This is a genomic window from Acidovorax sp. 107, assembly GCF_003058055.1.
In the GTDB taxonomy this organism is placed as follows: Bacteria; Pseudomonadota; Gammaproteobacteria; order Burkholderiales; family Burkholderiaceae_C; genus Acidovorax.
Window position 1 is genome coordinate 2,038,333 of record NZ_QBTZ01000001.1, and the last position, 12,931, is coordinate 2,051,263.

General features: G+C 65.0%; 12 protein-coding genes. 10 read left to right on the forward strand and 2 right to left on the reverse strand.

The annotated features are described in order from the left end of the window. Positions 1–108 precede the first annotated feature (108 nt). The 8 genes from C8C99_RS09620 to C8C99_RS09655 all read left to right on the forward strand — a co-directional run bounded on the left by C8C99_RS09620 (position 109) and on the right by C8C99_RS09655 (position 9,110). Positions 109–951, forward strand: coding sequence for an enoyl-CoA hydratase-related protein (locus C8C99_RS09620; RefSeq protein ID WP_108625620.1), 843 nt, complete (start codon positions 109–111; stop codon positions 949–951). A 204-nt stretch (positions 952–1,155) separates the two neighbouring features. Next, positions 1,156–2,130 carry a threo-3-hydroxy-L-aspartate ammonia-lyase gene (locus C8C99_RS09625; RefSeq protein ID WP_108625621.1) on the forward strand — a complete coding sequence of 325 codons (975 nt, stop codon included), beginning with the start codon at positions 1,156–1,158 and terminating at the stop codon, positions 2,128–2,130. Between the two features lie 83 nt (positions 2,131–2,213). Continuing rightward, the gene (upp, locus tag C8C99_RS09630) at positions 2,214–2,843 is read left to right on the forward strand and encodes a uracil phosphoribosyltransferase (protein ID WP_056062295.1); all 630 of its coding nucleotides are present in this window, start codon (positions 2,214–2,216) and stop codon (positions 2,841–2,843) included. A gap of 223 nt (positions 2,844–3,066) precedes the next feature. Continuing rightward, positions 3,067–4,077 (forward strand): BMP family protein, encoded by a 1,011-nt coding sequence (locus C8C99_RS09635; RefSeq protein ID WP_108625622.1) that lies wholly within the window; start codon positions 3,067–3,069, stop codon positions 4,075–4,077. Between the two features lie 385 nt (positions 4,078–4,462). Beyond that, a complete protein-coding gene (locus C8C99_RS09640) occupies positions 4,463–5,434 on the forward strand; it encodes a 5'-methylthioadenosine/S-adenosylhomocysteine nucleosidase (RefSeq protein ID WP_108625623.1) in 972 nt (323 codons plus the stop codon). Beyond that, positions 5,435–6,991, forward strand: a complete 1,557-nt coding sequence (locus tag C8C99_RS09645) for an ABC transporter ATP-binding protein (RefSeq protein WP_108625624.1) — start codon at positions 5,435–5,437, stop codon at positions 6,989–6,991. It begins immediately after the preceding gene. 19 nt (positions 6,992–7,010) lie between these two features. After that, complete coding sequence (locus tag C8C99_RS09650; protein WP_108625625.1) at positions 7,011–8,072, forward strand: ABC transporter permease; 1,062 nt, start codon at positions 7,011–7,013, stop codon at positions 8,070–8,072. A gap of 114 nt (positions 8,073–8,186) precedes the next feature. Beyond that, positions 8,187–9,110 carry an ABC transporter permease gene (locus tag C8C99_RS09655; protein ID WP_108625626.1) on the forward strand — a complete coding sequence of 308 codons (924 nt, stop codon included), beginning with the start codon at positions 8,187–8,189 and terminating at the stop codon, positions 9,108–9,110. A gap of 34 nt (positions 9,111–9,144) precedes the next feature. Here C8C99_RS09655 and C8C99_RS09660 read toward each other — a convergent pair whose 3' ends face one another. Then, on the reverse strand, positions 9,145–9,504 hold the full coding sequence (locus C8C99_RS09660; RefSeq protein WP_108625627.1) for a VOC family protein: 360 nt from the start codon (positions 9,502–9,504) through the stop codon (positions 9,145–9,147). 76 nt (positions 9,505–9,580) lie between these two features. Between C8C99_RS09660 and C8C99_RS09665 the strand changes: the two genes are divergently transcribed. Both C8C99_RS09665 and C8C99_RS09670 read left to right on the forward strand, forming a co-directional pair. Beyond that, on the forward strand, positions 9,581–10,849 hold the full coding sequence (locus C8C99_RS09665; protein WP_108625628.1) for an amidohydrolase family protein: 1,269 nt from the start codon (positions 9,581–9,583) through the stop codon (positions 10,847–10,849). Positions 10,850–10,985: 136 nt separating this feature from the next. Next, on the forward strand, positions 10,986–11,606 hold the full coding sequence (locus tag C8C99_RS09670) for a class I SAM-dependent methyltransferase (protein ID WP_108625629.1): 621 nt from the start codon (positions 10,986–10,988) through the stop codon (positions 11,604–11,606). Positions 11,607–11,796: 190 nt separating this feature from the next. On the opposite strand, the gene C8C99_RS09675 is transcribed toward C8C99_RS09670, so the two are convergent. After that, on the reverse strand, positions 11,797–12,930 hold the full coding sequence (locus C8C99_RS09675; protein WP_056644955.1) for an ABC transporter permease: 1,134 nt from the start codon (positions 12,928–12,930) through the stop codon (positions 11,797–11,799). Position 12,931: the final 1 nt, after the last annotated feature.

Genomic DNA, 12,931 nt, shown 5'->3' on the forward strand with positions numbered 1-12,931 from the left:
GCCATCCGGGCATGATGCACTAGCGCATGCAGCCAAAATGGCCTGAAATCACGCCCAGTCACCCAGGCGACGACCGGGCCTGCGCCCACCGGTCTACAGTGGCACCCCATGAACACCCTCACCTGCTTTTCCCTCAGCATCACCAACCACGTGGCCCATCTGGTTCTGAACAAACCCGAGGCCATGAACACCATGCACCCCACCTTCTGGCGCGAGCTGGACACGGTGCTGGCCCAGCTGCACCAGGCGGGCGAGGCGCGGGCACTGGTCATCAGCAGCACCGGCAAACACTTCAGCGCAGGCATGGCGCTGGAGACCTTTGGCGGGGCCATCACCATGGACGACCAGAGCCCCGAAGGCCGGGCCGCCATCTTCGACCTGCTGACCGACATGCAGGCCACCTTCACCCGCATCGACAGCCTGCGCATCCCGGTGATCATGGCCATCCATGGCGGCTGCATCGGCGGTGCGGTGGACATGGTTACGGCGGGCTGCATCCGCTACGCCACGCAGGATGCGTTCTTCTGCATCCAGGAAATCAACATCGGCATGGTGGCCGACGTAGGCACGCTACAGCGCCTGCCCAAGCTCATCCCGCTGGGCGTGGTCAAAGAGCTGGCCTACACCGGCCGCCGCCTGAGCGCGGCCAAGGCCCTGGACTACGGCCTGGTCAACGAAGTGTTCGACACGCAGGAGGCCATGCTGGCCGCCGCACTGCAGTGTGCCAAGGAGATCGCGTCCAAACCCCCGGTGGCCATCTGGGGCACCAAGCAGGCCGTGAACTACGCGCGCGATCACAGCGTGGAAGACAGCCTGCGCCAGATGGGCTGGCTGCAGGGCGCCATCTGGAGCAACCAGCATGTGCGCGAATCGGTCACGGCCATGAAGCAAAAGCGCGCCGGCGAGTTCCCGGCACTCACACCGCTGCAGCGGTTCAGCGAACTGGGCTGACAGCCACCGGGCCACGCCATGTGGCCCGGCTGATGACGCGCGCACGGCACGCGCCGCATCAAAATGTATAGCTACCCAGGTATGCGGCACTAGCGCTTGCAGGCTCTTTTGCTTGAAATGGCGGGGCAAAGGGCTATCATCAGGCTTCAAGGATTGGGCTAGGTATAGCCGTCCTCCAGCCCTGCCCACAAGGATGCCGCCACCATGACGCTGCCCAGCCTGACCCCACCCACCTACGACGATGTGGCCGCTGCCGCGCACCGGCTCAAGGGCATGGCGCACCACACGCCCGTGCTGCGCTCCAGCACCGCCGATGAGCGGCTGGGCGCGCAGCTGTTCTTCAAGTGCGAGAACCTGCAACGCACCGGCGCCTTCAAGTTCCGGGGTGCGTTCAACGCCCTGGCGCAGTTCACCGACGAGCAGCGCGAACGCGGTGTGCTGGCCTTCTCGGCCGGCAACCACGCCCAGGCGATAGCACTGTCGGCGCGGCTGCTGGACATGCCCGCCGCCATCGTCATGCCCGAGGATGCCCCCGCCTCCAAGATGGCCGCCACCCGCGAGTACGGCGCGCAGGTCGTTACCTACAACCGCTACACCGAAGACCGCGAAGCCATCAGCCGCCGCCTGGCGCTGGAGCGTGGAATGACGCTGGTGCCCCCGTTCGACCACCCCCATGTCATTGCGGGCCAGGGCACAGCGGCCAAAGAGTTTTTTGAAGAAGTGCCCAACCTGGACTATCTCTTCGTCTGCGTGGGCGGCGGCGGCCTCCTGGCCGGCAGCCTGCTCGCCGCCGAGGCCCTGGCGCCGCAATGCCGGGTGGTGGGTGTGGAGCCTGCAGCGGGCAATGACGGCCAGCAGTCGATCAAAGCCGGGCATGTGGTGCAGATTCCCACGCCCCACACCATTGCCGACGGCGCACAAACCCAGGCGCTGGGCCAGCTCACCTTCCCCATCATCCAGCGCCTGGCGGACGATATGGTCACGGTCACCGACGAACAACTGGTGGAGTCCCTGCGCTTTTTTGCCGAGCGCATGAAGATCGTGGTCGAGCCCACAGGCGCCCTGGCCTTTGCCGGGGCCCAGCACGGCAACGTGGACATCCATGGCGCGCGCGTCGGCATCCTCATCAGCGGCGGCAACGTCGATTTGTCGCGGCTGGCGCGGTTTCTGGCAGACTAGCCCCCACTTTTTCAATCATCGCGCGGTAGAGCGCGCCGGTGCATCGGCACCGAGGCCTCTGCCCTCCTCCTTTCAGGTTCCCCATGAGCAACGTCACCGTCATCACCCACCCCCTCGTCCAGCACAAGCTCACGCTGATGCGCAAGAAGGACGCCAGCACCAACAGCTTTCGCCGCCTGCTGGGCGAGCTGTCCACGCTGATGGCGTACGAAGTGACGCGCGACATGCCGCTGCAGGACGTGCAGATCGAAACCCCGCTGGAAACCATGACCGGCAAGATGATCGACGGCAAGAAGCTGGTGCTGGTCTCCATCCTGCGCGCGGGCAACGGCTTTCTGGACGGCATGCTCAACGTGGTGCCCGGCGCGCGTGTGGGCCACATCGGCCTGTACCGCGACCCGGCCACGCTGCAGCCCGTGGAGTACTACTTCAAGATGCCGTCCGAAATGGACGAGCGCGACATCATCGTGGTGGACCCCATGCTAGCCACCGGCAACTCGGCGGCCGCTTGCGTGGACCGTCTCAAGAAGCTCAACCCCCGCTCCATCAAGTTCGTCTGTCTGCTGGCCGCGCCCGAAGGCGTGGCCACGCTGCAAAAGGCGCACCCCGACGTGCCGATCTTCACCGCCGCCATCGACCGCGAGCTGAACGACCACGGCTACATCCTGCCGGGACTGGGCGATGCGGGCGACCGCATTTTTGGCACCAAATAAGCGCACAGCCCCTGCGGCCTGCACCAGCCACCCCGAGGCGCCTGCGCCCGGCGGTGGCTTTTTTCATGGCCGCTCGCTTCTGTCCGCCAATTTTTTACCACTTGGTGGCTTTCCTCTGGCAGACTTGCCAGCGGTTTGCCGCAGCCTGGGGCCCGACTGGCGCGCTCCTTGCTACACCAAGACATCTTCAACCCCTTGTTCGCTTGTCTGAAGGAACCCCACCATGACCACTCGCCGCATCTTTACCGGACGCCTGCTCTGCACCTCCATGGCCCTCTCGGCCGCCATGGCGATGGCGCCCTCTCTGGCCCTGGCACAGTCCAAGATCAAGGTCGCGGCGATCTACACGGTGCCTTTTGAACAGCAATGGGTCAGCCGCATCCACAAGGCCCTGAAGGCCGCCGAAGCACGCGGCGAGATCGAATACAAGGCCAGCGAAAACGTCAGCAACGCCGACTACGAACGCGTGATGCGCGAGTACGCCACCGGCGGCAACCAACTCATCCTGGGCGAAGCCTTTGCGGTGGAAGCCGCCGCCCGCAAGGTGGCCAAGGACTTCCCCAAGACGTCCTTCCTGCTCGGCTCCTCCGGCAAGCCGCAGGCGCCCAACTTCAGCGTGTTCGACAACTACATCCAGGAACCCGCCTACCTCAGCGGCATGGTGGCCGGCGGCATGACCAAGACCAACAAGATCGGTATGGTGGGCGGCTTCCCCATCCCCGAAGTCAACCGCCTGATGCACGCCTTCATGGCGGGCGCCAAAGAGACCAACCCCAAGGTCGAGTTCACCATCACCTTCATCAACAGCTGGTTTGACCCACCCAAGGCCAAGGAAGCCACCTTCGCCATGATCGACAAGGGTGCTGACGTGCTCTATGCCGAGCGCTTCGGTGTGAGCGACGCCGCCAAGGAAAAAGGCAAGCTCGCCATCGGCAACGTGATCAACACACAAGAGCAGTACCCCGACACCGTGGTCGCATCGGCCCTGTGGCACATGGAGCCCAGCATTGAGCGCGCGCTCAAGCTGGTCAAGGACGGCAAGTTCACCGCCGAGGACTACGGCCCGTATTCAATGATGAAGCACAAGGGCTCCGAACTCGCGCCCCTGGGCACGTTCGAGAAGAAGGTGCCTGCCGACATCGTCGCCAAGGTCAAGGCCAAGGAGGCCGACATCCTGGCCGGCAAGTTCACCGTCAAGGTAGACGACAGCCAGCCCAAGTCCACGGCCAAGTAAGGGGAGTGGATGACAAAACACTTCTGGCGTTGTTGCTGTGTCTTGTCGTACTTGCAGTACTGCCTGCGACACAGCGCTTAGGGATGCTCTGCACAAATCATCGCGCCGTGTGCATCTACGGACTCGGGCGATCTGCTGCGTTGCAAATACTCGCAATAGCTACGGCTATTGCTGCGTTTTGCGCCTTGCAGCCCGCTCCGATCCGCAGCGCACACTTGCCGCTCGATTCGTACAGAGGATCCCAGACCAGAACCGCTGCGCTGCGCTTTGTCAGACACTCCCAATCCAGCACGAATCAACGGGATAAATAACTGGGCCACCACTCACTGCGGTGGCCCTTTCCGTTGTCTGTGCTCTCCCTTCACTGTCACCACTCGGCAAGCCCATGACCACCACCTCGCCCACCCTATTGCGCCACTCCATCGCATCTCATTTCACCCGGCTGCTGGGAGCACTAGCATTGGCTGGCACGCTGGCCGGTTGTGCGTCCAGCCCCACCAACAAGACAGCCGTGCGGCTGGACGACACCCCGCGCATCGCCGTCATCTCCGCCTTTGCGCCCGAGCTGACGGTGCTGCTGCCCCAGGTGCAGCAACCCGCCAAGCACAGCATCAACGGCGTGGAATTCACCACCGGCACGCTCGAAGGCAAGCCCGTGGTGGTGTTCCTCTCGGGCATCAGCATGACCAACGCAGCCATGAACACCCAGCTGGTGCTGGATCGCTTCAACGTGAGCCATGTGGTCTTCAGCGGCATTGCGGGCGGCGTGAACCCCAGCCTGCACATTGGCGACGTGACGGTGCCCGCGCAGTGGGGCCAGTACATGGAATGGCTGATGGCGCGCGAAGACAAACCCGGCCAGTACAGCGCCCCCGCATGGATGAAAAGCGAGCTGACGATGCCCGCCTTCGGCATGATGCACCCACGCCCCGTGGAGGTGCGCTCTGCCGCCCAGCCCAAGATCACCAAGAAGTTCTGGTTTGAAGCCGACCCCAAGATGCTGGCCACCGCCCGCAGCCTGCAGAACGTGGGCCTGGAGCACTGCCTGGCCGCCACCTGTCTCAAGCAGCGCCCGCAACTGGTGGTGGGCGGCAACGGCGTATCCGGCCAAGCGTTTGTAGACAACAAGGCCTTCCGCGAATACGCGTTCAAGACCTTCGAGGCCAACGTGCTCGACATGGAAACCGCCGCCACCGCCATGGTGGCGCACAGCAATGGCGTGCCATACATCGCCTTCCGGTCGCTGAGTGATCTGGCCGGCGGCGGCGAGGGAGAGAACGAAATGGGCACCTTCATGGGCCTGGCGGCCGCCAATTCGGCCAAGGTACTGCGCGCGTTTCTGGCGGCGTGGAAATAGATGGACTCCCCCACCGCCCCTGTCCTGCGTCTGTCGGGCATCACCAAGCGCTTCGGCAAGCTCGTCGCCAACGACAGCATCAACCTGACCCTCGCACGCGGCGAGGTGCTGGCCCTGTTGGGCGAAAACGGCGCGGGCAAGTCCACATTGATGTCCATCCTGTTCGGGCACTACGTGGCCGACGAAGGCAGCATCGAAGTCTTTGGCCAGCCCCTGCCCCCCGGCCAGCCGCGGGCGGCACTGGCGGCGGGCATTGGCATGGTGCACCAGCACTTCACGCTGGCCGATAACCTCACGGTGCTGGACAACGTGCTGCTGGGCAGCGAGCCGCTGTGGCAGCCCTTCTCGCGCCGCAGCGAGGCGCGGGCCAAGCTGCTGGCGGTGTCACAGCAGTTTGGCCTGCCCGTCAGCCCCGATGCGAAGGTGGGTAGCCTCTCGGTGGGCGAGCGCCAGCGTGTCGAAATTTTGAAAGCGCTCTACCGGGGCGCCCGCATCCTCATCCTGGACGAACCCACCGCAGTGCTCACCCCGCAGGAGAGCGAGGCGCTGTTCGACACCCTGGCGCAGATGGTGGCGCAGGGCCTGTCCATCATCTTCATCAGCCACAAACTGGGCGAGGTGCTGCGTGTATCGCACCGCGTGGCCGTGCTGCGCCAGGGCAAGCTGGTGGCCGAGGCGCCTGCACAGGGCAGCACGCAGGGGCAGCTGGCGCAATGGATGGTGGGCCATGCGATCGAAGCGGCCGAGCGCCGACCCGCCAAGAACGTGGGCGATCCCATCTGCACCCTCGACAACGTGAGCACCGCCCCCACGGGGCGCGACCGGCTGAACGATGTGTCCCTCACCTTGCGTGCAGGCGAGATCGTGGCGATTGCGGGCGTCAGCGGCAACGGCCAGGTAGCGCTGGCCGACCTGCTGTGCGGCGTGCGCAGCGCCTCCACGGGCCTTGTCACGCTACGCGGCGCGCCGCTGCAAGCCCGGCCTGCCTGGCTGGTCAGCCAGGGCGTGGCCCGCATCCCCGAAGACCGGCACACCGTGGGCGTGGTGGGTGACCTGCCCGTGTGGGAGAACGCTGTGGCCGAACGCCTGCGCGGCCCCTGGTTTGCACATCCGTGGTTCCGCGCCTTCTGGGTCAAGCGCCGCGCCGCACGCCAGCATGCGCAACGTGTGGCCGAGACCTTTGACGTGCGCGGTGGCGGGGCTGACGCGCCTGCGCGGTCGCTGTCGGGCGGCAACATGCAAAAGCTCATCCTGGGCCGGGCGCTGATGCCGCCACAGGACGCAGCGGGTAACTCGACCCCCGCGCCCCAACTCATCGTGGCCCACCAGCCCACCTGGGGGTTGGACATTGGTGCGGTGATGTTTGTGCAGCAACAGCTCATCAACGCACGTGATGCGGGGGCGGCTGTGCTGCTGATCTCGGACGACCTGGACGAAGTGCTGGCGCTGGGCGACCGCGTAGCGGTGATGCATGACGGGCACCTGAGCGAGGCCCGGCCCGCAGAAGACTGGACGCGCGAAGCCATCGGCCTTGCCATGGCCGGTGCAACTCACTGAGCGACAAAAAGAAAAACCCATGAGACTCGAAAAACGCAACCACACCTCCCCCGCCGCCTACGTGCTGGCGCCGGTGAGTGCCGTGGTGTTCACATTGCTCGTCAGCGCCCTGCTGGTGCTGTGGGCCGGCGCGCCCGTGGGGCAGACCTACGCGCTGCTGCTGCAAGGCGCGTTCGGCTCGGTGTTCGCACTGACCGAAACCCTCACCCGCGCCACACCACTGATCCTGACCGGGCTGGCGGCGGCCGTGGCCTTCCGGGCACGGCTGTTCAACATCGGGGCCGAGGGGCAGCTTTATGCCGGAGCGCTGGCCGCCGTGGCCGTGGGCGGCATGCATGGCGGCACGGGGCTGGAATGGTCGCCGTATGTGCTCTTCCCGCTGATGATGCTGGCGGCCGCGCTGGCGGGCGCCGCGCTGCTGCTGGGCCCGGCGCTGATGAAGGCGCGGCTGGGCGTGGACGAGGTAGTCACCACGCTGCTGCTCAACTTCATCATGCTGCTGCTGGTGTCGGCGCTGCTGGATGGACCGATGAAAGACCCGCTCTCCATGGGCTGGCCGCAAAGCGTGGCGCTGCAGGGTGATCTGGAACTCTCCAAGCTGGTGCCGCAGACGCGGCTGCACACGGGACTGCTGTGGGCCGTGTCGCTGGCAGTGATGCTGTGGGCGCTGCTGGCGCGCACAGTACCGGGTTTTGACATTCGCGCGGCCGGGGCCAATGCACGCGCTGCCGCCTTTGCGGGCGTGCCGATCACCCCTACCGTGGTGCTGGTGGCCCTGCTCTCGGGCGGGCTGGCGGGGCTAGCGGGTGCCATTGAGGTGGCGGGCCGCACCAGCTACGTGACGCTCGACATGTCGCCCGGCTACGGCTACAGCGGCATCGTGATCGCCATGTTGGCCGGGTTGCACCCGCTGGGCGTGATTGCAGCGGGCACCTTTGTGGCGGGCGTGCTGGTGGGGGCCGACAGCATGAGCCGCGCGGTGGGCGTGCCCACCTACATTGCGGATGTGATCGTGGCGACGTCGTTGATTGCAGTGCTGGTAGCGGGCCTGCTGACCCAGTACCGCGTGCGGTGGAAGTGATGCAGCCATGACAAGTCGTGCCAACCACAATTTCAAGCCAAATCGGTATGTAGCGCTAGTGAATCATGCGCTAGCAGCTATCGAAACAGAAGCAAAACTCCATGGAGCAGCCGCATGACCGAACTGCTCGACATCCTCGCCAACCCCGCGTTCTGGATTGCCACCCTGCGCGTGGCCACCCCGCTCATCCTGGGCACATTGGGCGTGCTGCTGTGCGAGCGCGCCGGGGTGCTGAACCTGGGCATTGAAGGGATCATGGTGGCAGGCGCCTTCACCGGCTGGCTCACGGTGTATGCAGGCTACGGGCTATGGGCCGGGGTGCTGGTGGCGGCGCTCACCGGCGCGGTGTTTGGCTTGCTGCACGCCTGGCTCACCGTGGGGCTGGCGCTGTCGCAGCACGTGTCGGGCCTGGGCATCACGCTGCTGGCCACGGCGCTGAGCTATTACGGTTATCGGGTGAGTTTTCCCAAGGTGAACACGCCGCCCACCATCGAACCGTTTGCGCCCATGGAATGGCTGGGCGTGCCCATCCTGTCGGCACAGACGCCGCTCACCTTGCTAGCGCTGCTGCTGGTACCGCTGCTGGCCTGGGTGCTGCTGCGCACCCCGTTGGGCCTGGCGGTGCGCATGGTGGGCGAGAACCCCCAAGCCGCCGAAGGCCAGGGCATCTCGGTGGCGGCTACACGCACGGGCTCCATCGTGGCAGGCTCGGCGCTGATGGGGGTGGCGGGATCGTTCCTCACGCTGTCGGCGTTCAACGCCTTCTTCTTCAACATGATCAACGGGCGCGGCTGGATCTGCGTGGCCCTGGTAGTGTTTGCATCGTGGCTGCCCGGCAAGGCGCTGCTGGGTGCGCTGCTGTTTGCCTTCTTCGATGCGCTGCAGTTGCGACTGCAGCAGGCAGGCGATGCATGGCTGCCGTACCAGGTGTATTTGATGCTGCCTTACCTGCTGTCCATCCTGGCGCTGGTGCTGGTGGCGCGCAAGGCGGCCTATCCGCAGGCGTTGATGAAGCCTTACCGCAAGGGGGAGCGATGAGAAGGTGCGAATGAACCCACCACGCCCGATTCATTCACACCGTCTGCTCGGACCACACCGCAAACTCGTTGCCGCTGGGCTCAGTGAAATGAAAGCGCCGCCCTCCCGGAAATTCGAACACCGGCTTGACGATGCAGCCACCCGCCTTCTCCACTTTGGCCAAAGTGGCTTCAAGGTCAGCGCTGTAGAACACCAGCAAGGCGCCGCCATTGGCTGGGGTGGAACACAGGCTGGCCTGAAAGAAGCCGCCGTCCAGCCCCTGCCCCGAGAAGGCCGTGTACTCCGGGCCGTAGTCCACAAAAGCCCATGCAAAGGCCTTTTCAAAGAACGACTTCGTGGCAGGCAAATCGCGCGCGGCAAATTCGACGTAGTTCAGCTTTTCATGTGCGTTCATGCATGACCCTTTCCTTTTCTGAGTGAGACCCCGCAGTGTGCCTGCACGTCCCGACGAATATCTACACTCCCCCACCATGCTCGACCTGCTCATTACCCACGCCAGCCTGCCCGACGGCCGCCAAAACATGTCGATTGCCGTGCACGGCGGTCGAATCACCGAAGTGACCGAAGGCCTGCAAGCCCCTGCGCATGAAGCGGTGGATGCGGGTGGCCTGCTGGTGAGCCCTCCGTTTGTGGACGCACATTTCCACATGGACTCGACCCTGAGCTACGGCCAGCCGCGCGTGAACGAGAGCGGTACGCTGCTGGAGGGCATTGCGCTGTGGGGCGAGCTCAAGCCCACGCTCACCCACGAAGCCATCGTGCAGCGTGCGCTGCAGTATTGCGACATGGCCGTGGCGCGCGGGCTGCTGGCCATCCGCAGCCATGTGGACACCAGCCACCCCAGCCTGCTGCCGGTGGAGGCGCTGCTGGATGTGAAGCAGCGCGTGGCGCCGTACCTGGATCTGCAGCTAGTGGCCTTTCCGCAAGACGGTGTGCTGCGTGTGCCCGGCGGGCTGACCAACCTGAAGCGTGCGCTCGATATGGGTGTGGACGTAGTGGGCGGCATTCCACACTTCGAGCGCACCATGGGCCAAGGGGCCGAGAGCGTGAAGATCCTCTGCGAGCTGGCCGCCGAGCGCGGCAAGCGCGTGGACATGCACTGCGACGAATCCGACGACCCGCACTCGCGCCACGTCGAAACCCTGGCGTACGAAACCCAGCGCTTGGGCCTGCACGGCCGCGTGACGGGCTCGCACCTCACCTCCATGCACAGCATGGACAACTACTACGTGAGCAAGCTGATGGCGCTGATGGCCGAGGCCGACCTGGGCGTGGTGGCCAACCCGCTCATCAACATCACGCTGCAGGGCCGCCACGACACCTACCCCAAGCGCCGGGGCATGACCCGCGTGCCCGAACTGATGGCCGCTGGCCTGACGGTGGCGTTTGGCCACGACTGCGTGCTGGACCCGTGGTACAGCGGCGGCAGCGCCGACATGCTGGAGGCTGCGCACATGGGCCTGCATGTAGGCCAGATGACCAGCCAGGCGGCGATGCGGCAGTGTTTTGATGCGGTGACGGTGAACCCCGCGCGGCTGCTGGGGCTGGAGGGCTACGGCATTGCCCCCGGCTGCCATGCCGATCTGGTGCTGATGCATGCGAGCAACCCAGTGGACGCGATCCGCTTGCGCGCGGCGCGGCTGGGGGTGTGGCGACGTGGCGAGCGGGTGGCCAGCCAGCCCAAGCCTGTGGCCGAACTGCACCTACCGGGACGGCCGGGGAGCGTGAGTTTTTTGTAGTGGGCTGCAGCTCCACAACAAGGTTGGCGAAGGCGCAATAAGCGTTTGGTCCCCGCACTTGACAGCTCCCACCTAATCAGACTGCTACGGTAAACTGACCCGCCAACCCGCTGTAAACCGATATCAAGAGGCTCCGATGCAAACAAAGCAACATTGGGAACAGGTCTACACGACGAAGTCCGAGGACGGCGTCAGTTGGTTTCAGGAGCACGCGCGCCAATCGATCGAGCTTATTTCGCGCACTGGTGTGCCCAAGGAGGCAAGCATCATCGACGTCGGCGGCGGCGCCTCGACCTTGGTCGACGATCTGCTCGCCAACGGCTATCGGCACGTCAGTGTCCTGGACCTGTCAGAGGCCGCGCTAGCGGCTTCGCGGGCTAGGCTAGGCGAGCGAGCAGCCGGCGTGAGTTGGCTGGTTGGCGACATTACGAAGGTCGAGCTTCCACGCCATGCTTACGATGTCTGGCACGACCGGGCCGTCTTCCACTTCCTTACGGCGCGCGATGAGCGTGAAGCCTACGTCAACGCCGTCCTTCGGGCGGTCAAGCCGGGCGGCCATGTGATCGTGGCGACTTTCGCCGAAGACGGTCCAGAGAAGTGCAGCGGGTTACCCGTCATGCGCTATAGCGCAGACGGTCTGCATAGAGAATTCGGGGCGCCGTTCACCCTGCTGCAGCAGGAGCGGGAGGAGCATCACACGCCGTTCGGCACCGTTCAGAAGTTCATCTATTGCCTGTGCCGTAAAGAGCCGAGCTGACTGCCGGCGCAGCCCTGCGCGAGGCAAAAAACGGCCCGTAGGTCAGGCTAGTCCGCAGGCGTAACCCGACATCTTGCGCATCGCCACGACCTGAGCCAACCCGAGCAGTGAATCCTGAAAAATATGGATCAAATCGGGCTCCTGTGCTTATTCAGCGGGCGCTGGAAGCTATAAAAACATAAGCGCCCGTTCACGCCATGCGCGCAATCGTCTTGCGAAACCGCGCCAGCGCCAGGCTGAACAGCACCGCCCCAATGCCCAGCAGCCACACCAGCGACGGCCACACGACAGCCCAGCCCGCGCCCCGGTAGAGGATGGCCTGGGCCAGCTCGGTGAAGTGCGTGGTGGGCGCCAGCGCCATGCCGTACTGCACCCACAGAGGCATGCTCTCGCGCGGGGTGACGCCGCCCGACAGCATCTGCAGCGGCATCATCACCAGCACCATCAGCAAGCCAAACTGCGGCATGCTGCGCGCCACCGTGGCCATGAAGATGCCCATGGACGTGGTGGCAAACAGGTGCAGCGTGGCGCCTAGTAGAAACAGCGGCACCGAGCCCTCGATGGGCACACCAATCGCCCAGCGGATCACCGCCGTGAGCGAAATCCACGTAGCGACCAGCACCACCAGCGCCATGGCCCAGACCTTGGCCAGCATGATCTCGCCGGGGGTGACGGGCATCACCAGCAAATGCTCCACCGTGCCGTGCTCGCGCTCGCGGATCAGCGCGGCGCCCGTGAGGATGATGGAGAGCATGGTCACGATGTTGATCAGCTCCATGAGCGACCCGAACCACGCGGGGTTGAGCGCCGGGTTGAAGCGCGAGCGCACGGTGAGCTCAATGGGCTGCGCGGCCACGGTACGGTCGCGCTGCACAAACTCGGCCGCCTCCAGCTGCACGATCTGCTGCACCGCCCCGTTGGCCGCAAACGCCTGTCCCATGCGGGTGGCGTCGATGTTGAGCTGCACCTGTGGTACCCGGCCTGCCAGCACATCGCGCTGGAAATGCGCAGGGATGTGCAGCACCAGCGTGAAGCGGCCTGCATCCAGGCCCGGGTCCACCTCGCGCATGCTGATCATGGCGGGGCGTGTGAACTGGGGTGCGTAGAACGCGGTGGCGATGCGCTGGGACAAGGCCGAGTCGTCCTCATCCACGATGGCGATCGGCACGTGGTACAGCGTCTCGGGCTGTGCCATGCCCGCCGAGTACACGGCTAGCGTGGTGGTGTAGACGATGAGGAACAGCATGGCCGGGTCGCGCCACAGGCTCCACAGCTCCTTGATGCCTAACCTGAAAATGTTCGACCAACGGCCTCGCAGCGCCATG